Source organism: Marinitoga sp. 1155, assembly GCF_001021175.1.
GTDB lineage: Bacteria > Thermotogota > Thermotogae > Petrotogales > Petrotogaceae > Marinitoga.
Map to the genome: position 1 here is coordinate 1 of NZ_AZAX01000004.1, position 21,018 is coordinate 21,018.

General features: G+C 29.0%; 21 protein-coding genes and 1 other RNA gene. All 22 read left to right on the top strand.

Translation table 11 applies throughout. The features are described 5' to 3' along the window. Nucleotides 1-392: 392 nt before the first annotated feature. The 22 genes from X274_RS01820 (at nucleotide 393) to X274_RS01920 (ending at nucleotide 20,940) form a co-directional block, all read left to right on the top strand. Complete coding sequence (locus X274_RS01820; RefSeq protein ID WP_047265100.1) at nucleotides 393-1,670, top strand: amidohydrolase; 1,278 nt, start codon at nucleotides 393-395, stop codon at nucleotides 1,668-1,670. Further along, complete coding sequence (locus tag X274_RS01825) at nucleotides 1,670-2,581, top strand: TIGR01212 family radical SAM protein (RefSeq protein ID WP_047265101.1); 912 nt, start codon at nucleotides 1,670-1,672, stop codon at nucleotides 2,579-2,581. Before X274_RS01820 ends, X274_RS01825 begins: the two co-directional genes overlap by 1 nt. After that, an RNA gene (gene rnpB / locus X274_RS11440) (RNase P RNA component class A) lies at nucleotides 2,581-2,905 on the top strand. The genes X274_RS01825 and rnpB overlap by 1 nt, the downstream gene beginning before the upstream one ends. A gap of 133 nt (nucleotides 2,906-3,038) precedes the next feature. Beyond that, a complete protein-coding gene (locus tag X274_RS01830) occupies nucleotides 3,039-4,199 on the top strand; it encodes a hypothetical protein (RefSeq protein WP_047265102.1) in 1,161 nt (386 codons plus the stop codon). Nucleotides 4,200-4,283: 84 nt separating this feature from the next. Beyond that, complete coding sequence (locus X274_RS01835; RefSeq protein WP_047265103.1) at nucleotides 4,284-5,465, top strand: class I SAM-dependent rRNA methyltransferase; 1,182 nt, start codon at nucleotides 4,284-4,286, stop codon at nucleotides 5,463-5,465. Nucleotides 5,466-5,772: 307 nt separating this feature from the next. Then, nucleotides 5,773-6,426, top strand: a complete 654-nt coding sequence (locus tag X274_RS01840) for a CoA transferase subunit A (RefSeq protein WP_047265104.1) — start codon at nucleotides 5,773-5,775, stop codon at nucleotides 6,424-6,426. Continuing rightward, nucleotides 6,426-7,076 (top strand): 3-oxoacid CoA-transferase subunit B, encoded by a 651-nt coding sequence (locus X274_RS01845; protein WP_047265105.1) that lies wholly within the window; start codon nucleotides 6,426-6,428, stop codon nucleotides 7,074-7,076. The genes X274_RS01840 and X274_RS01845 overlap by 1 nt, the downstream gene beginning before the upstream one ends. An 11-nt stretch (nucleotides 7,077-7,087) precedes the next feature. Further along, nucleotides 7,088-7,480 carry a hotdog domain-containing protein gene (locus tag X274_RS01850; protein ID WP_047265106.1) on the top strand — a complete coding sequence of 131 codons (393 nt, stop codon included), beginning with the start codon at nucleotides 7,088-7,090 and terminating at the stop codon, nucleotides 7,478-7,480. Beyond that, nucleotides 7,480-8,295, top strand: a complete 816-nt coding sequence (locus X274_RS01855) for a 3-keto-5-aminohexanoate cleavage protein (RefSeq protein ID WP_047265107.1) — start codon at nucleotides 7,480-7,482, stop codon at nucleotides 8,293-8,295. The genes X274_RS01850 and X274_RS01855 overlap by 1 nt, the downstream gene beginning before the upstream one ends. A gap of 4 nt (nucleotides 8,296-8,299) precedes the next feature. Beyond that, nucleotides 8,300-9,334 carry an L-erythro-3,5-diaminohexanoate dehydrogenase gene (locus X274_RS01860; RefSeq protein ID WP_047265108.1) on the top strand — a complete coding sequence of 345 codons (1,035 nt, stop codon included), beginning with the start codon at nucleotides 8,300-8,302 and terminating at the stop codon, nucleotides 9,332-9,334. 14 nt (nucleotides 9,335-9,348) lie between these two features. Then, nucleotides 9,349-10,641, top strand: coding sequence for a lysine 2,3-aminomutase (gene ablA, locus X274_RS01865; protein WP_047265109.1), 1,293 nt, complete (start codon nucleotides 9,349-9,351; stop codon nucleotides 10,639-10,641). After that, nucleotides 10,628-11,038 (top strand): MaoC family dehydratase, encoded by a 411-nt coding sequence (locus tag X274_RS01870; RefSeq protein WP_047265110.1) that lies wholly within the window; start codon nucleotides 10,628-10,630, stop codon nucleotides 11,036-11,038. The genes ablA and X274_RS01870 overlap by 14 nt, the downstream gene beginning before the upstream one ends. A gap of 3 nt (nucleotides 11,039-11,041) precedes the next feature. After that, a complete protein-coding gene (locus X274_RS01875; protein WP_047265111.1) occupies nucleotides 11,042-12,025 on the top strand; it encodes a hypothetical protein in 984 nt (327 codons plus the stop codon). After that, the gene (locus X274_RS01880) at nucleotides 12,013-13,356 is read left to right on the top strand and encodes a MutS-related protein (RefSeq protein ID WP_047265112.1); all 1,344 of its coding nucleotides are present in this window, start codon (nucleotides 12,013-12,015) and stop codon (nucleotides 13,354-13,356) included. The genes X274_RS01875 and X274_RS01880 overlap by 13 nt, the downstream gene beginning before the upstream one ends. Next, on the top strand, nucleotides 13,349-14,905 hold the full coding sequence (locus X274_RS01885; protein WP_047265113.1) for a lysine 5,6-aminomutase subunit alpha: 1,557 nt from the start codon (nucleotides 13,349-13,351) through the stop codon (nucleotides 14,903-14,905). The genes X274_RS01880 and X274_RS01885 overlap by 8 nt, the downstream gene beginning before the upstream one ends. Beyond that, a complete protein-coding gene (locus X274_RS01890; RefSeq protein ID WP_047265114.1) occupies nucleotides 14,902-15,714 on the top strand; it encodes an OAM dimerization domain-containing protein in 813 nt (270 codons plus the stop codon). Before X274_RS01885 ends, X274_RS01890 begins: the two co-directional genes overlap by 4 nt. Continuing rightward, nucleotides 15,711-16,448 (top strand): 3-oxoacyl-[acyl-carrier-protein] reductase, encoded by a 738-nt coding sequence (gene fabG, locus X274_RS01895; RefSeq protein WP_047265115.1) that lies wholly within the window; start codon nucleotides 15,711-15,713, stop codon nucleotides 16,446-16,448. The genes X274_RS01890 and fabG overlap by 4 nt, the downstream gene beginning before the upstream one ends. A 30-nt stretch (nucleotides 16,449-16,478) precedes the next feature. Then, nucleotides 16,479-17,684, top strand: coding sequence for an acetyl-CoA C-acetyltransferase (locus tag X274_RS01900; protein ID WP_047265116.1), 1,206 nt, complete (start codon nucleotides 16,479-16,481; stop codon nucleotides 17,682-17,684). A 167-nt stretch (nucleotides 17,685-17,851) separates the two neighbouring features. Then, the gene (locus tag X274_RS01905; protein WP_047265117.1) at nucleotides 17,852-18,460 is read left to right on the top strand and encodes a hypothetical protein; all 609 of its coding nucleotides are present in this window, start codon (nucleotides 17,852-17,854) and stop codon (nucleotides 18,458-18,460) included. Further along, nucleotides 18,457-18,993 (top strand): DUF996 domain-containing protein, encoded by a 537-nt coding sequence (locus X274_RS01910; protein ID WP_047265118.1) that lies wholly within the window; start codon nucleotides 18,457-18,459, stop codon nucleotides 18,991-18,993. The genes X274_RS01905 and X274_RS01910 overlap by 4 nt, the downstream gene beginning before the upstream one ends. Nucleotides 18,994-19,250: 257 nt before the next feature. After that, complete coding sequence (gene cas6 / locus X274_RS01915) at nucleotides 19,251-19,979, top strand: CRISPR system precrRNA processing endoribonuclease RAMP protein Cas6 (RefSeq protein WP_047265119.1); 729 nt, start codon at nucleotides 19,251-19,253, stop codon at nucleotides 19,977-19,979. Next, complete coding sequence (locus X274_RS01920; RefSeq protein WP_197073309.1) at nucleotides 19,969-20,940, top strand: helix-turn-helix transcriptional regulator; 972 nt, start codon at nucleotides 19,969-19,971, stop codon at nucleotides 20,938-20,940. The genes cas6 and X274_RS01920 overlap by 11 nt, the downstream gene beginning before the upstream one ends. Nucleotides 20,941-21,018 lie beyond the last annotated feature (78 nt).

Here is a 21,018-nt window from a genome sequence, read left to right on the forward strand (position 1 = left end):
AGTTTAAAATATAACAAATCCCATTCGGGATTTGTTATATTTTAATAATACGAAAATAAAAAATAAAAAAAGATTGTCCAAAAGTCAAATTCACTCAGACAGCTTGATTGCTAATCCTTAAAATTATTCATTCTCAGCCGTCGTTCAGATTTTTCATCCATGAAAAAGCTTCACTCAAAAAAACGTCCTGTTTTTTTGACGGCTTTCATTCATAATTTTAAGGGCAATCTTCGAGTCTTCGTTTCATTTGAGACTTTTTAGACAATCTAAAATAAAAAAAGTTAATGTTATAACAAATCCCATTCGGGATTTGTTATATTTTATTCTTTTATTTACTTAAATAATGTTAAAAAAAATATGTTATAATTTAAAAAACGGATAGAGGTGAAAATATGAAAAAACTTCTGAAAAATGCATATGTATTAATAAGTGCTGATGCTGATATAAAAAAGTTAGATATATTAGTTGAAAAAGATAGAATAATAGAAATAGCAGATGAAAATGTGGATATAGATGAAGATATAGAGATATACGATTTGTCAAATAAATTAATAATTCCTGGATTTATAAATACGCATACTCATTTAGCAATGAGCATATTTAGAGGAATTGGAGATGATTTAACATTAAAAGATTGGCTTTTTAATGAAATGTTTCCAAGAGAAGATTTATTAAACGAAGAAATTACATATTATGGCTCTTTAATATCGATATTAGAAATGTTATCAAATGGAATAACAACGGTTGTAGATATGTATCTGTTTATGAATGGAACAGCAAAAGCAGTAAAGAATACAGGAATAAGAGCATATTTAACCAGAGGACTTGGGTATGATAATGATGATGGATGGAAAAAAAGGATAGATGAAACACTTTATCTATTTGAAAATTACCATAATAAAAATAATATAAAAATAGGATTTGGACCTCATGCGCCATACACATGTCCTATGAAAAAATTAGAAGAGGTTGCGGAGTTAACCAAACACTATAATGCATTTACAACCATACATTTATATGAATCAAAAAATGAAAGAGAAATGTATACATTAGAAGATATAGAAAAAACAGGATTGTTTAAAAATAATGTAATTGCTGCTCATTGTGTTCATGTAAACGAAAAAGATATAGAAATTTTATCGCGTAATGAAGTAACAGTTGCACATAATCCTTCGAGCAATCTAAAACTTGGTAATGGAATTGCCCCTATTTTAAAAATGTTGCAGCATGAAATAAATATAACAATTGGAACAGACGGAGCGGCGAGTAATAACACATTAAATCTCTGGGAAGAAATGAGAATAGCTTCTTTATTACAAAAAATCAAAGGCCCAGAAAAATTCAAAACAGAAGAAGCATTAAGAATGATATGGGAAAATGGAGGTTATGCATTAAATGAAAAAATCGGGAGAATAGAAGAAAATTATAAAGCAGATTTAGCTGTAATAGATTTAAATTCATTTGAATTTTATCCAAATGATATAAATAGATTAAAGTCACATATAGTATATTCACCTATAAATAAGGTGTATGCAACTATGGTAAATGGTGAATGGGTATATTATAAAGATGAGTATCCAAAATTAAAAGAAATGGATTATTATAATAAATTTCATGAGAAATATTTTGAGTTAGAAAGAAAATTTAATGAACAAAAGGGGAATAAATAGTGTTATATAATAAATTAAGTGATTACTTAAAAAAAAGATATGGAGAAAGAGTGCAAAGGCTGCCGATAAATGCAGGATTTACATGTCCAAACAAAACAGGATTAAGAGGAACAGGTGGTTGTATATATTGTGAAGAAACAGGAAGTGGTTTCGCATCACTTTCACCCAAAACGCCGATATCAGAACAAATAAGATATATGATTGAAAGATATAAAGGTAAAGCAAATAAATATATGGCATATTTTCAATCGAATACAAATACATATGCACCGGTACATGTGCTGAAAAAAATTTATGATTCAGCGTTGGTTGACGATAGAATAGTAATTTTAGATATATCAACGAGACCGGACACAGTAGAAGATGAAAAACTGGAACTGATTGCGTCATATAAAGAAAAGTTAGATGTATATCTAGAATTTGGTTTGCAAAGTGTAAATTATAAAACATTAAAAATATTAAACAGAGGACATACACTTGCTGAATTTATTGATGCAGTAAATAGGGCAAAAAAAAGAAATATAGAGATTATAGTTCATATGATAGTAGATATGCCATGGGATGATAAAGAAGATATAATAGAAGGAGCAAAAATTTTATCCGCTTTAAAAATAGATGGAGTAAAATTACATTCTCTATATATAACAAAAAGTACAATTTTAGGAAAAATGTATGAAAGAGGTGAAGTTATCCCTCTATCTCTTGAAGAATTTATAGAAAGAAATATCCTATTTTTAGAATATCTTGATCCGGATATAGTAATACATCGTCTTGCTGCAGATCCGCCGAAAACAGGTGTTTTGCACGGAAATTGGGGAATGTCAAAAATAAAAATAATAAACATGCTCGAAAAAGAAATGAAAAAAAGAAATACATATCAGGGAAGATTATTTAATTATCTTAATAATTAGCAGTGGGGCGATCGGTCGCATGGCGAAATACAGTTCGTCATGAGGAAAGTCCGGACTCTAAGGGCAAGGTGCCGGTTAATTGCCGGGAGGAGTAATCCTCGGAATAGGGCCATAGAAATGAAAACCGCCATTATTGGCAAGGATGGAACGGTGAGGTAAGAGCTCACCAGCATCAGGGTAACCTGATGGCTTGGTAACCCCCACCTTGAGCAAGGTCAAATAGGAAGAGTAAGCTTGCCCGGCATGCTTTTTAGCCTCTTCCAGGTAGACCGCTTAGATAAATGACCGATAAAACAGAATCCGGCTTATAGCCCCGCTGTTTTTAAATAATAAAAAATAAATAAGTTGAAAAACGAGGAAAAATGTTGTATAATATTAATTAGATAGCAACAATAAAGTTTTTTAAAATATATACGATAAGTAAATAGGAAAATAATTAAGAAAGCGAGGGGAAAATATGAAAAAAATTATGATAGTATTACTACTTGTATTTAGCGTTTTAAGTTTTTCGCAGATTGAACCACTATCTCCATGGAATAAAGATTTGAATTCTGCATTGGTTTCGTGGTCTGCAAGAAATTTTATAGAAATAAATGGAGGAATAAAATCTGGTTTAATCCAGGAAAGTTTAGATTCTTTGGAAGAAGCAATAGACTTAAACATATTTGGAAATGAAGGGAATTATTATGATTTAAGTGATTCAAATATTTTAAGCAGAAATGTTGAATTTAATATGTTTGCAAAATTAAAACTAGGTAGTTTTGTTTTAGCACCAGAATTTACTATACAAAATATTGACAAACATAATTTTGAAACTCTTGATTTTAGAAATGCATTGTTGGCAAGAGGCGGTTTACATATAGGATTAAAAGGGAAAGATTTTTCTTTTGGAGGAACAATAAAAAGTTATATTCCTATTTATGATGTTGTAAGAGCAGGAGATGGAGATAGATATTATATCATTACAGCATTTCCAGATGATATAAATAACCTTCCATATAATTATTCATTATTACATGATGGTCCAGATAGAATATTTAGCGAAATGGATATGCTTATGGATAAACTCTTAAACAATGGTATTATCACATTAGATGTTGGTTTTGTTGCTGGAAAAGATTATCCTGCAATAGGTTTTGGAATTAAAGATATACCAATAGCAGAAGGTATAGGGATATATAAATCCCATACATTTGCAGTTGTTGATTATAGCACAGAGACTCTTGAATTTGAAAATTTTAATATTAGCCATATTAGTGATGAAGAAAGATTTACAGATTTCAAACCATGGAAAATGACATTTTTTATAACATTACCAATATTATTAGATTTCGTTCCATCAATTGAATATGCACCAGAAACAAATGATTTTGTATGGGGAGTAGCTGCTGGTCAAAGATTATTCTGGGGATTTTTACCGTTCTGGGCAGAAATAAAGAATTATAGTATTAATACAGATTATGACACATTTGAATACTGGACATTTAATGGTGGGTTTGGTGTAAATGTATATCTTGCTGAAGTTCATGCTTCGTTGAGCATACAGGCACAAGCTCTGGAAGAATTGTTCAATGCAAGAAATACATCTGTGAATATCAGTATGTCAGTAGGATTTTAATATGGGAGATTCTAAAAGCACCACATTATGTGGTGCTTTTTATGTGGTATAATAATATTGATTTTAATTATAAGGAGAGATACAATGGCTAATATATATTTGAAAAATAATATAAAATCAAGAATATTAAATGGACACTCATGGATATATGAAAATGAAATAGAAAAAATACTGGGAGATTATGATAATGGAGATATTGTAGATGTTTTTTATAATAAGAAATTCGTTGGTCGTGGATATATTAATAACAATTCAAAAATAAGAGTACGCCTTCTTACAAAAAAACATGAGACAATAAATTATGAGTGGATAAAAAATAAAATAAAAAAGGCATATGAATATAGAAAATTATTGTTTAACAAAGAAAAAACATTTAGATTGATCTTTGGAGAGGGTGACTATTTTCCGGGATTAATCATAGATAAATTTGAAAATTACTTTGTAATACAGGTAAATACACTTGGAATATACAGATTAAAAAAATATATAATAGATGCTTTAATAGAATTATTTAACCCAGAAGGAATATTTGAAAAAGATGATGAAAAAAATGCTAAAATCGAAGGATTTGATTATGAAGAAAGATGGATATATAAAGAAGGACCAGAGTTAATACCATTTGAGATTAATGGGATTAAATTTTTTGCAGACACATTAGGGCAGAAAACGGGATTTTTCCTGGATCAGAGGTATAATGCATTAAAAGTAAAAGAAATGGCAAATAATAAGACAGTATTAGATGGATTTGCGTATACAGGGAATTTTGGAGTACATGCGCTAATGGGTAATGCCAAACATGTTACATTCCTAGATTATTCAGATAGAGCATTATATGTATTGGAACGCACATTAAAAATAAACAATATTCCAAAAGATAAATATGAATTATATGAAGCAAATACATTTGACCAACTAAGAAAATTTGATGATGCTAATATATATTTTGATTTTGTAATTATAGATCCCCCGTCATTGGCTAAATCACGAAAATCAATAAAAAATGCTATAAGGGGATATAAAGAATTAAATCTTAGAGCAATGAAAACAACAAAAAATAAAGGGTTATTTGCAACAGCATCATGTACCCAATTAGTATATGAAGAAGAGTTTAAAAAAATAATATTTGATGCTGCGAAAGACAATAAAATATTATTAAAACAGATATATAAAGGTTCGCAATCTCCAGATCATCCCGTAATATACAATATATTGGAAACTGAGTATTTAAAATTTTATTTATTTGAAATAGAAAGTTATAAAATATAAATTAAATTTAATATTTATTCAAAGGAGCGATTATCTAAAAACGAATCTTTTTGATTCGTTTTTTTTATTTATTATACGATGTTGTACATTCGTTATTATAATTTTAAAATGCTAATAATTTTAGTATGCATAAAATTATTCTTTCATATATGAAAGAATGAAAAAAATTTCATTAAAAAAGATTAAATAAGAATTGGCATTGATATTTGTAATTAGACACTCTTTTTTCAGTTTTGTATCAAATGTTAAAAAAGATATAATAACTATGAAGAATTTTTCATAAATAAAAAATAGAGGGGTGAGTTAGTTGAAAGTAGTAAAAGCCGAAGAGGCTATTTCTTTTGTTAACGACGAAGATAGTTTAATGATTGGGGGATTTTTAACTGTTGGAACACCTGAGTTATTAATTGATGAGTTAATAAAACAAAATAAAAAAAACTTAACGATTATTTGTAATGATACATCCTTTGAAGATAAAGGAATAGGTAGATTAATTTTTCACAAATTAGTAAAAAAAGTAATTACTTCACATATAGGAACAAATAAAGAAACACAAAGACAATATATAGAGAAAGAATTAGAGGTTGAACTTGTCCCGCAGGGTACATTAATTGAACAAATTAGAGCAGGCGGAGTAGGACTTGGTGGGATATTAACGCCTACTGGAATAGGTACAGTAGTAGAAGAAGGGAAACAAATTATAGAAATAGATGGAAAAAGCTATATAATAGAAAAAGCTATAAAAGCTAAGATTGCGTTGGTTAAAGCAAAAAGATGCGATTATGTTGGCAATTTGCAATTTGAATTTACTGCAAGAAATTTTAATCCAATAATTGCAATGGCGGCAGACATTGTAATAGTTGAAGTTGATGAAATAGTTCCAACGGGAACATTTGGTCCGGATGAAGTTCATATTCCAGGAGCACTTGTTGATTATGTCGTAATAAGGGGGAGAAAATAATGAATCCAAAAGAGAGAATTGCTAAAAGAGTAGCAAAAGAATTTAAACCTGGAAATATAGTAAATTTAGGTATAGGATTACCAACATTAGTTGCAAATTATGTACCGAAAGAAATGAATATATTTTTTCATGGAGAAAATGGTGTTCTTGGTATAGGATCAGAAGTTATAGAAGAAATTTCCAATCCATATTTAACAAATGCAGGTGGGAGATTTATTACAACGGTGCCTGGTGCCATGACATTTGATACAGCTTTCTCATTTGCTTTAATAAGAGGGGGGCATTTAGATTATACAGTTTTAGGAGGATTACAGGTAGATGAAGAAGGACATTTAGCAAACTGGATGGTACCTGGAAAATTAATTCCAGGTATGGGAGGTGCAATGGATCTTGTTACAGGTGCGAAAAAAGTTATAATAGCCATGACACATACAGCAAAAGGAAAACCAAAAATTGTAAAAAAATGTAATTTGCCTTTAACTTCATCGAGGAAAGTAGATTTAATAGTTACAGAATATGCTGTAATAGAACCAACAGATGAAGGATTAGTATTAAAAGAAATTGCTCCAGATATAACCCTTGATGAACTAAAAGAAATAACAAATGCAAGTCTAATAATTCCAGAAGATTTAAAAATTATGGAAATTTAAGGAGGATAATTATGGGAGAAAAGGTAATGATAAGAGTTAGAATGAGTCTTCATGATGCGCATTATGGAGGGAATCTTGTAGATGGTGCAAAAATTCTTCAGTTGTTTGGTGACGTTGCAACAGAATTACTAATCAGACATGATGGAGATGAAGGATTATTTAAAGCGTATGATAATATAGAGTTTATAGCTCCGGTATATGCTGGGGATTATATAGAAGTGACAGGTGAAATTGTAAAAGTTGGAAATACATCGAGAAAAATGGTATTTGAAGCAAAAAAAGTAATAACACCAAGACCTGATATATCAGATTCAGCGGCAGATTATCTTGAAGAACCGATAGTGGTATGTAGAGCAAGTGGAACATGTGTTGTTCCAAAAGATAAACAAAGGAAGGGGAAATAATGGAAAAATTAGTAATTACAGTAGCTTTAACCGGCGCTGAAGTTACAAGAAAACAACAACCAAATCTTCCACTCACGCCTGATGAAATAGCTCAGGCAGCATACGAGTGCTACCTTGCAGGTGCCTCTATAGCACATGTTCATGCAAGAGATAAAGAAGGAAATCCAACTCAATCATATGAAGTATATAAAGAAATAAAAGAAAAAATAGAAACTAAATGTAATATGATATTTCAGCCATCAACAGGAGGAGCAGTATACCATACATTCGAGCAAAGGAAACAACCCCTTGAATTAAATCCAGAAATGGCAACATTATCAGCTGGAACAACAAATTTTGGTTCTGATATATTCGTAAATTCAGAAGAGTATATGGAAAAATTTGCAGATGAAATGAAAAAAAGAGGAATAAAGCCAGAAATAGAAGTGTTTGAAAGAGGGCATATTGCAAATGCATTAAGATTAGTAAAAAAAGGATTATTTGATGTTCCTATACATTTTGACTTTGTTATGGGAGTTCCAGGGGCAATCCCGGGTGAAATAGATGATCTCGTTTATTTAGTTAATCATATACCTCAGGGAAGCACATGGACAGTTGCTGGTATAGGAAGATATGAACTTCCATTAGCTGTACATGCAATATTAATGGGAGGTCATGTAAGAGTAGGATTTGAAGATAATATATATTATAAAAAAGGAGAATTAGCAAAATCAAACGCACAATTAGTAGAAAGGATAGTAAGAATAGCAAAGGAATTGGGAAGAGAAATAGCCACACCGGATGAAGCAAGAAAAATATTAAATATCAGGAGGTAAAGTTATGAAAAAAGGCTGTCCATTTGGAACACATAGAGTAATAGAACCAAAAGGATTATTACCCCAAGCAGCAAAAAAAATAGATAATGATATGAAAATATATTCAAATGAAATATTAATAGATGTAATTACATTAAATATAGACTCTGCAAGTTTTACCCAGATAAAAGAGGCATGTAATCATAACACTGAAAAAATGAAAAAAATGATTCTTGAAATAGTAAATGAAAGAGGAAAAATGCAGAATCCAGTTACAGGATCAGGCGGAATGTTAATAGGTATAGTAAAAGAAATTGGACCGGACTTTCCAGATAAAACTTTAAAAATCGGAGATAAAATAGCCACATTGGTATCATTGTCCCTTACACCTCTTAAAATAGAAAAAATAAAAAATATAAATTTAGAAAATGATCAGGTAGATATTGAAGGTCAGGCAATATTATTTGAAACAGGTCTTTATGCAGTGTTACCAGAAGATATACCAGAAAAATTAGCATTGGCAGCACTGGATGTAGCAGGAGCGCCAGCACAGGTAGATAAATTGGTGAAAGAAGGAGATACAGTTTGTATTATAGGTGGTGGCGGAAAATCAGGTGTGTTATGTTCGTATCAGGCAATGAAAAATGCCGGTGATAAAGGTAAAGTAATAGTGGTGGAATATTCTGAAAAAAATGCTGAAAGAATAAGAGAAATGAATATTGCTCATGAGGTAATAGTGGCAGATGCAACAAAACCTGTGGAAATATATGAAAAGGTTTTAAAAGTTACGAATGGAAAATATTGTGATGTAACGATAAACAATGTAAATGTTCCAGATACAGAAATGTCTTCAATATTAATAACAAAAGATGAGGGTATCGTTTATTTCTTTTCAATGGCAACATCATTTACCAAAGCAGCATTAGGAGCAGAAGGTGTTGGAAAAGATATAACAATGATAATAGGAAATGGATATACAAAAGGGCATGCCGAATTAACGCTTCAAATACTCAGGGAATCAAAAATAATAAGGAAATTATTTGAAAAATTATATATATAACGGGAGGAAAATTCATGAATAGAAGACATTACACAGAAATACCATTATGGAAAGATGTTACAGAAGAACAATGGAATGATTGGCATTGGCAAATAAAAAATAGAATAACAGATGTAGATACATTAAAACAGATAATAAATCTTACACCCGAAGAAGAAGAGGGAGTAAGAAATGCGTTAAAAACTTTGAGGATGGCTATAACACCATATTATGCATCATTAATGGATCCGGATAATCCAAAATGTCCAATTAGAAGACAGGCTGTGCCCACATCTAAAGAATTAGTAAAAGGTGTATGGGATATGTTAGATCCTCTACATGAAGATGAGGATTCACCTGCGCCAGGCTTAACTCATAGATATCCAGATAGAGTATTATTTTTAATTACAGATATGTGTTCTATGTATTGTAGACATTGTACAAGACGAAGATTTGCAGGTCAAACTGATGCTCATAAAAAAATGGATGAAATAAATGCTGCAATAGAATATATTAGAAACACGCCACAAGTTAGAGATGTATTGTTATCAGGTGGAGACGCATTAATGGTTGGAATACCAATGCTTGAATATATATTAAAAGAATTAAGAAAAATACCTCACGTTGAAATAATAAGAATAGGAACCAGGACACCGGTAGTATTTCCACAATTAATAACAGATGAACTGGTAAATATGTTGAAAAAATATCATCCGATCTGGTTAAATACTCATTTTAATCATCCAAAAGAAATAACTCCAGAATCAACAGAAGCATGTAGGAAATTAGCAGATGCAGGAATACCACTTGGAAATCAAACAGTATTATTAAGAGGAATAAATGATAGCAAATATATAATGATGGAATTAATGCATCAACTGGTGAAAATAAGGGTAAGGCCGTATTATATATATCAATGTGACTTATCTCAGGGAATAGAGCATTTCAGAACTTCAGTAGCAAAAGGCCTCGAAATAATGGAATCATTAATTGGTCACACATCTGGGTTTGCAGTTCCGTCCTTTGTTGTGGATGCACCTGGTGGTGGAGGGAAAATAAGATTAATGCCGAATTATTTAATTTCTCAAACAGATCATACTGTAATACTCAGAAATTATGAAGGTGTAATAACAACATATCATGAACCAGAAGATACGACAACGGATGTAGACGATACAATATATAGAGAAAAATACAAATGGTATGGAGTAGCAGGATTATTTGACAGTAAGGATAGAATTTCTCTTGAGCCAAATCATCTTGAGAGACATGAAAGGGCTAAATTAAGAGAAAAATATGATCAGGAGGAAAAAAATGAGATACGATGAAATAACATTGGGTCAAACATATGAAGTGAAAAGGAAAATTACGGCAAAAATGGTGGAAATATTTGCGAAGATCACAGGCGATAAAAATCCAGTTCATTTAGATGAAGAATTTGCATCAAAAACAATATTTAAAAAAAGAATAGCACATGGTATTCTAAGCGTAGGACTAATTTCTGCTGTTTTAGGAATGGAATTTCCTGGTCCTGGAACAATATATATGAAACAGGACACAAAATTCTTAAAACCCATATATCTTGATGAAGAGATAACCATAAAAATAACAGTAAAAGAAAAAATAGATGAAAAATCGAGATTAATACTAACAACACAAATAATAAAAGAAAATGGAAAACTTGCAGTTGATGGAGAAGCTCTTGTATTATTTAAAGGAGAATAAAAAGTGGAATTTAAAAGTATATCAATAGTCGGGTTAGAAAAAAATACAGGAAAAACAGAAACAATAAACTATTTAATAAAAAAAATAAAGAAAAATATAGGAATAACCTCTATAGGTATAGATGGAGAATCTATAGATCAGGTTACCTATACAAAAAAACCAGAAATTGAAATAAAAGAAGAAACAATATTTGCAACAGCTGAAAAATTCTATAAACAAAAAAGATTTACCTCTGAAATATTATCAATAGAGGATGAACTAAGAACATCTCTGGGAAGGATAATAATAGCTAAATCATTGGAAAAAGGAAAAATAATATTAGCTGGTCCTCAAAGTGCTGAAAAACTAAAACAATTAATAGAAAAGTTAAAAACGTTTGGAGCAGAATTAATATTAATAGACGGGGCTTTATCCAGATTAAGCCCCGCTTCTCCAGTAATAACAGATGCAATGATTCTTGCAACAGGTGCAGCATTAACAATAAATATAAATGAGCTGGTAAAAAGAACCATACATACAGTTAAAATGATTCAATTAGATGAAACAGAAAAAAAAGAAAAAATAAAAAATCTGAGTGATGGCATATATACAATAACAGAAAAAATAGAAAAATTACCTATAAAATCATTACTTTCATTTAAAAATTTAGAAAAACATATACTCGAATATGGAAAAAAAATATATTTAACAGGAGCGTTGACGGAAAATTTCTTGAAATATTTAATAAAACAAAAAGATTTGAAAAATGTAGAAATTATAGTAAAAGATTTCACAAAAATCTTTATAACCCCGGAAACATATAAAATATATACAAAAAAAGGTGGTAAAATAAAAGTTTTAAAAAAAACCAATCTAATAGCGATAACAATAAATCCATATTCACCACAAGGATATATATTGGATTCTAATGAAATAAAAAAAAGATTACGTAAATTAACAGATATACCAATAATAAATGTAAGGGAAGATGAATTATGGTTGAATTAGATTATTTATTCCAAAAATTAGAAATAATAACACCGTTAGGAAAAGATTTATTAAAAAATTTAAAATTTCTCATAGATAAAGATAGTATAGAATGTGAATTAGACAAAATAGAAGAAACAATAAAGAAAATAAATACAGAAAAAGAAAAAATAGAAAAAATAAAACATAATTTAATGTATATAAAAGATATAAAAAGAACTATAGAAAGAATAAACAGTGAATATATATTAGATGATATAGAACTATATGAAATAAAATATTTTTCAATATATTATGAAAAAATAAGAAAAGAAGCAACATTTTCATATCTAAAAATGCCCGATCTTAAAGAAGTTATAAAAATACTTGATCCAGATAACACAAATTTACCAACATTTTATATATATGATTCATATTCAACAGAACTAAAAAAAATAAGAAAACAAAGAAAAAAAGCAAACGACAAAGAAAAAGAAAAATTATACATAAAAGAAATGGAAATTGAAAACAAAATAAGAGAAAAACTAACAAATAAATTAAAAAAATATAAAGAAGCATTAAAACAGGCATTAGATGACATAGGAGAACTTGATTTTGTAATAGCAAAATCACAGCAGGCTATAGAATATAAATTAACCAGACCTGAATTATCAAATCAAATATGTATTAATGGATTATATAATCCATTAATAAAAGATAGATTAAAAAACGGGAAATATCAGCCAATAAATATAAAATTAAAAAATGGTGTTACATTAATAACTGGAGCAAATATGACAGGTAAAACAGTGATATTAAGGACAATTGCATTAGCTCAATCTCTTTTGCAATATGGGTTCTATATTCCTGCAGAATCTGCTAAAATGAAAATAATAAACAAAATATTTCTTATATCAGGTGATTATCAATCAACGCTAAACGGATTATCATCATACGCAGCTGAAATGTTAAAACTAAATGAAATATTGAAATATATAAAAGAAAAAAATAATGCAATGATATTACTTGATGAATTAGCCCGAAATACCAATCCACATGAAGGAAAACTAATAGTAAAAAGTGTAATTCAAATACTTAATAAACATAATTCAATAACATTAATAACAACGCATTTTAATAACGTGGCCGACAAAAATATAAGAAAATTACGAATAAAAGGAATAAAAAAGGAAAAATTAAAAAGCAATATAACTCCAGAAAATATAACGGAAATAATAGACTATACATTAATTGAAGAAGATAAAGAAATTGTTCCAGAAGAAGCATTAACGATAGCAAAACTGCTAAAAATAGATGAAGAGTTAATAAAAACAATTGAAAAGTTAAAAAAGGAGGAAACACTTAATGAGTAAATTAGGATTGGATATAAAAAAAATTGAATATGCAAGAAGTCTGGCAAAAAAAATAGCAGAAGACGTTCAGGACTTTGTAGATAAAAAATCTACAGTATCTGTAGAAAGAACAATATGTAGGTTATTAGGAATAGATGGAATTGATGAAAATGAAGTTCCATTACCAAATGTCGTTGTAGAACATATAAAAGAAATCGGATTATTAGATCAGGGAGCAGCATTTTTATTGGGAAATGCAATATTAGAAACAGGACTAAACCCTCAAGAAATAGCGGAAAAAATTGCAAAAGAAGAAATAGACCTATCAAAAATAAAAATATATTCTCCTGAAAAAGCAAACGAAGCAATAAAACCATTTGTTGATAATATGATAAAAAAAATTCAGAATAATAGAAAAAAAAGAAATGAATATATAAAAAACTTAGGTGAAGGTAAACAGCCATATCTTTATGTAATAGTTGCTACAGGAAATATATACGAAGATGTTGTCCAAGCACAAGCAGCAGCAAGACAGGGAGCAGATATAATTGCAGTTATTAGAACAACAGGGCAGAGTTTATTGGATTACGTGCCATATGGTGCAACAACAGAAGGTTTTGGTGGAACATATGCAACACAGGAAAATTTTAGAATAATGAGAAAAGCACTTGATGAAGTTGGAGAAGAGGTCGGAAGATATATAAGACTTGTTAATTATGCATCGGGTTTATGTATGCCTGAAATATCAGCAATGGGCGCCATGGAAAGGCTTGATGTAATGCTTAATGATGCATTATATGGAATACTATTTAGAGATATTAATATGAAAAGAACAATAATAGATCAATATTTCTCACGTGTAATAAATGGATTTTCAGGAATAATAATAAATACCGGAGAAGATAATTATCTAACAACAGCAGATGCATATGAAGAAGCTCACACAGTATTAACCTCGGATTTAATAAATGAGCAACTTGCATTGATGGCGGGTATTCCTGAAGAACAAATGGGATTGGGACATGCATTTGAAATGAATCCAGATCTTACAAATGGTTTCTTATATGAATTAGCTCAAGCACAAATGTTAAGAGAAATATTTCCTAAAGCACCTCTAAAATACATGCCGCCAACAAAATATATGACAGGAAATATATTTAAAGGACATGTTCAGGATGCTTTGTTTAACGTAATATCAATATGGACACAACAAGGTATTCAATTACTCGGAATGCTAACAGAAGCTATACATACACCATTTATGTCTGACAGATATCTATCAATAGAAAATGCTAGATACATATTCAATAATTTGAAAAATCTTGGAGATGAAATAGAATTCAAAAAAGATGGAATTATTCAAAAAAGAGCACAAGAAGTGTTAGATAAATCAATAGAATTATTAGAAAAAATGATGCATGATGGATTATTTGTATCATTATCAAAAGGAACATTTGCAAATATAAAAAGACCAATTGATGGTGGAAAAGGATTAGATGGAGTATTTGAAAAAGGAGAAAATTACATTAATCCGTTTATTAAAATAATGTTGGAGGCTGAAAGACCATGAGTGGAGGATTATATTCTACAGAGAAAAAAGATTTTGATAAAACATTAAATTTAAAAGCAATAAAACCATATGGAGACACAATGAATGATGGGAAAACACAGCTTAGCTTTACATTGCCGGTACCAGATGGTGATGAAGCAGTAGAAGCTGCAAAACAATTGATGAAAAAAATGGGTTTTGAAGAACCTATGGTAGTTTATCATAAAGAATTAACAAAAGGGTTCACATTTATAATTGCATATGGAAGCTGTACACATACAGTAGATTATACCTCGATACATGTGCCAAAAGTAGAATCAACAACATGGTCAATGGAAGAAACAGATGAATTTATTGAAAAGAATATAAGAAGAAAAATTAGAGTAATAGGCGCATGTATAGGAACAGACGCTCATACTGTTGGTATAGATGCAATAATGAATATGAAAGGATATGCAGGACATTACGGATTAGAAAGATACAAAATGTTTGAAACATTAAATATGGGAAGTCAAGTTCCACCCGAAGAATTTGTAGAAAAAGCCATAGAGTTTGATGCTGATGTATTGCTTGTCTCTCAAATAGTTACACAAAAAAATATTCACATAAAACATCTTACAGAGTTAGTAGAATTATTAGAAGCAGAAGGTATAAGAGACAAAGTAATATTAATAGCAGGTGGACCAAGAATAACTCATGAATTAGTAAAAGAAATAGGTTATGATGCAGGATTTGGTGCTAACACATATGCGGATGATGTAGCTTCATATATAGCTCAGGAAATGTATAAAAGACAACAAGAAAAAAAACAAGGAGGTAAAAAAGAATGAGATTAGAAGGAAAAGTATGTATAGTAACAGGGGGAGCAAGAGGATTAGGAAAAGCCATGGTGGAAAAATTTGCAAAAGAAGGAGCTAAAAAAGTATATGCATGTGATTTAAATGAAGAAGCATTAAAAGAATTAGAAAAGGAATATAAAAATGTGAAAGGTTATAAATTAAGCGTAACAGACAGAAAAGCAATAGAGGAATTTAAAGAAAAAGTAATAAAAGAAGAAGGAAAAGTTGATGTATTAGTAAATAATGCAGGAATAACAAGAGATGCATTAATACAGAAAATGAGTGAAGAAGATTGGGATATGGTAATAGATGTAAACTTAAAAGGTGTATTTAACATGACACAACAATTTGGACCAGAAATGATAAAAGCGGGTAAAGGATCAATAATAAACATATCATCAGTAGTTGGAATATATGGAAACATAGGACAAACAAACTATGCGGCAACAAAGGGTGGAGTAATAGCAATGACAAAAACATGGGCAAAAGAATTTGCAAGAAAAGGAGCACAGGTAAGGGTAAATGCGATAGCACCAGGATTTATAAAAACACCTATGACAAAAGATTTGCCAGAAAAAGTAATAGAAATAGTAAAAAACAAAACAACATTACAAAGAATGGGAGAACCAGAAGAAATAGCAAATGCGGCATTATTTCTCGCAAGTGATGAATCGAGTTTCATAACAGGTCATATACTTAGTGTAGATGGTGGATTGGTATTATAAGTTAGCATTCTAAAAAAAGGGGGACAAAAAATGGAAAAAGTATATATAGTAGGTGCAAAAAGAACCGCAATAGGGAGCTTTGGAGGAACATTAAAAGATAAAAAAGCAGCAGAATTAGGTGCAGAGGCAATAAAAGCAGCAATGAAGCAAGCAGGTGTAACTCCAGAACAAATAGACCAAACAATAGTAGGGAACGTATTAATAGCAGGTCAAGGAATGGGTCCAGCAAGACAAGCAGCAATATATGCTGGAATACCAGTAGAAAAACCAGCATATACAGTACATATGGTATGTGGAAGTGGAATGAAAGCAATAATGTTAGGAGCAAATGAAATAAAATTAGGAAATGCAGAAATTATAGTAACTGCTGGTATGGAAAGTATGTCAAATGCTCCCATGCTACTACCATCAAAATCAAGATTTGGGTTAAAATTTGGAAACATAGAAATGATAGATCATATGGTTTATGATGGATTAACAGATGTTTTTAATCAATATCACATGGGAATAACAGCAGAAAATATAGTAGAAAAATATAGATTAACAAGAGAAGAACAGGATGAATTTGCAGCAACAAGTCAGCAAAGAGCAGAAAAAGCAATAAAAGAAGGAAAGTTTAAAGACGAAATAGTACCAATAGAAATAAAAACAAGAAAAGAAACGAAAATATTTGATACAGATGAATATCCAAGATTTGGAACAACAAAAGAATCACTTGCAAGGCTCAGACCGGCATTCAAAAAAGATGGAACAGTAACAGCAGGAAATTCATCAGGAATAAATGATGGAGCAAGTGCAATAATAATAGCATCCGAAACAGCAGTAAAGAAATATGGACTAACACCATTAGCAGAAATAATAGCCTATGAACAGGGTGGTGTTGATCCAAGTATAATGGGAATGGGACCAGTAGCAGCAATAACAAATCTTGTAGAAAAGAAGGGAATAAAATTAGAACAAATGGAATTATTAGAATTAAACGAGGCATTTGCAGCGCAATCATTAGGAGTAATAAAAGAACTTAGTGAAAAATATGGACTTACAAAAGAATGGTTTATGGAAAGAACAAATGTAAATGGTGGAGCAATAGCATTAGGACATCCAATAGGGGCGTCAGGGAACAGGATAACAGTAACTTTATTATACGAAATGAAAAAGAGAAATGTAGAATATGGATTAGCATCATTATGTATAGGCGGAGGAATGGGAACAGCGTTAGTAATTAAAAATATATAAGATTACATAGTAACTACTAACAGCCCTTGAAAATAAGGGCTGTTTTTATTTATATAAAATATTTTATAACAACTATTTTTAAAATGATATTGAAAATTAATAAAAAAATTGGTATAATAATAATGTTTTTACCAATTAATAAAAATTTAAAAAAGGGGGAGGATTGTGTGAGTTTTAAAACAGCAAGATATATGATTGCTATTGGAATGATATTAGTATTTATTGAAAATCTGAGTTTAGCAGGTTTAATTATTCAGTTTATAGGTATTTATATTATTAGCGAAAAGCTAAATGATAAAAAGTTATTTTATTATTTTGCAATTTCACTTTTTTTATTTTATACTGTAATTAATTTTTTTGTTCCACAAACAATAATTTCCATATTTAAAAGTGGAGATAATGATAGTTTTTATTCATTAAAAAGTATGGAATATTATATATATACAGGTATAAAAGATCATATGTCAATAATATCTTTAGCCTTTTTTTCTTATATAATATCTTTACTTTTTGAAAGAATAGCCTATAAATCTCTTTATAAAAGAACTTTAAATAAAGAATTTCTATTTGTTTTAAAATTGATAATTATAAAATTAATTATACTTATTTTTTCTTATATATTGTTTGCAAAGTGGGTATTGGATGGTATTGGATTTATAACGTCAATTGCTTTAATAATCATAATAGTAAATTCCGTATTAATTTTAATATTAAAAATATTTGAAATAATTGGATTTTTAAATATAAATTATATTGAGAAGGAGGGGATAGAATGAATTTAAAAAATACAAAAATATTAGCTGGAGTTGGGCGAATTTTGGGAATGTTTGGACATTTTGGAATTTTAGGTATAATTTTGGAATTAATTGGTGTGTATAAAATTAGTGAAGCAGTTAAAGACAAAAGAATATTTAATTATTTATTATTATCTGAAGTAGTAATATATATAATTTATTTTGTTGGTTTTTTGGGTATATTTGGGTCATTTTTTAGAACCGTTATAGAACCGGATATGTATATCATGAGTAACATGCCAAATGTATTTTTGATGCTTGTAATATATATAGCTGCAATGATAATACCAGTTATTTATAAAATAAAAGTATATAATCTAATGGGTGATTATTTTGGAAATGACAATTTTTATAAAGCATCCAAATTTTTATTCTGGGGAATAATATTGTCAATAGTTTTAGTTGGATTTATATTAACTTTCGTAGCTAATATATTTGCAATAATAGGATATTTCACATTACCAGATGAGTATCCAGAAAATATAATAAGTGAAAATGATAATGAAAATTATTGAATTAATGAATAATATGAAAAATTATATTTTTAGTAATAAAAAGTTGACATATGAAAAATATAGTGGTATAATATAAATGAAATGTAAAATAATATTTCGGGATGGGGATATTATGTTTAATAATAAAAATAGAAAAATGAATATGATTATAAAAGAGGCTCAGTGTTACTACTGAGCCTCTTTTATTGAAACTTTGAATTAATATATCATTGATATATTAATTTTGTGTAAATTTACAAAGAGAAGGAGCTTTTCATATGATTGAGATGTATATTTTTTTTCATTCAACAAAAGAAATAAAATTTAATAACCCTCAGGAAAAGTTACATGGATATATTTTTTCAATTTTTTCAAAATTTAAGGAAACAAAAAAATTACATAATGTGTTTTTTAAACCTTTTTCTATTTCTCCTATATATGAGATTGGTTATTCAAAAAACATAGCAACATTTAAACCAAAAAAAGAACTGTTTTTTCGATTTGCTACAACTGAAGAGAGCCTTTTTAATTTACTTAATAGATATATTGCAATAAATCCTTATTTAATTTTTGGAAAATACAAATTTCAGATAACTGAAGTAATAGTTGAAAAAAATAATAAAATACTTGAAAATCCAGAATTTACTTTGAATTTTGTATCACCTGTAACTTTTAGAATTTCAGAAAATTTAAATTCACCAGTACCAGATCCACACCATATCCTAAAATTTTTAAAAATTTTAGGTGAGAGTAGTATAGAATATCCAAAAATTACATATATGGAAGGAAAAACTCAAATGATAAAATACTCCACTTTTAAATTAATAGGGTTTAAAGGGAAAATGAAAATTTTTACAAAGGATTATAAGAAATATGTAAAATTGCATTATCTTGGAATTGGGTATTCCAGAGTAAAAGGTATGGGGACTACAATTATAGATAATATCAAAATATCAAATCCCAAAATAAAGAAAATATGGAAAAGTTGGGATGTATATGAAGTATAAGAAATATATAAGAATTCTTGAAGTAATAGTTAAAATAAGTAAAAATCCTGGAATCACTACTAAAGATCTTTCGAAAAAATTTAAAGTTAGTATTAGAACAATTCAGAAAGATTTGAATGTTATAGAAGAATTAGGGCTAAATATTGAAAGATGGGCTGATGGAAGTTTAGAAATAAAAGAAAATATGAAATTAGGAAAATTAGATTTGTCTATAATTGATAAGAAAGCCTTACTTTTAATGATGAATATATCTGAAAAATATTTATATGATTTATTTCCAGAAGAACTTCAAAAGTTAAGAATCTGGATATTGGATTCTTTGAATATGAAATTACGGAAGTTGAATGAAACAAGAGCGAACCTTTACCGATTTCTTAATCCAAGACATGAAAAAATAAAATTAAGTGTTATAAATTCAATAGAAATAGCAATAATAAAAAACAGAAAAATAAAAATAATATATTTGCACCCTAAGCATGGTGAAATTATATATATTTTAAATCCATATCTTTTTTTATTTTCAAAAAGTCATTGGTTTGTATTTGCGTATGAAAGCGAACGAAATTTTGAAACACTTTTTAGAATTTCACGAATAAAAACAGTCGAACTGCTTGAGGAATATTTTAAAATTCCCGAAGAAAAAATCTTGGAAGAAAAAATAAATACAATATGGGAGGCTCAATATTCAAATAAAAAATATAATATAAAAATCAAATTTGCTTCAGAAGTAGCACAAATAATAGAAGAAACTATCAGGCATCCTACTCAGAAAGTTGAAAAATTGAAAAATGGAGACATTATATACGATATTGAAGTAAGTGGATATAAAGAAATAATATTCTGGGTATTAAGCTGGGGAAAGAATGCAGAAATTTTAAAGCCTGAATGGATTAGAGATAAGATCAAAAGTGAAATAGAAAATATGTATAAAAAATATAAACAAAATGAAACAGAAAATTAAAATTAAACGAAAAAAAACAGTTCGTTTTAAAAAGTTAAATAATTTGTTCTTGAAAAAATATCATGATATAATAAAACC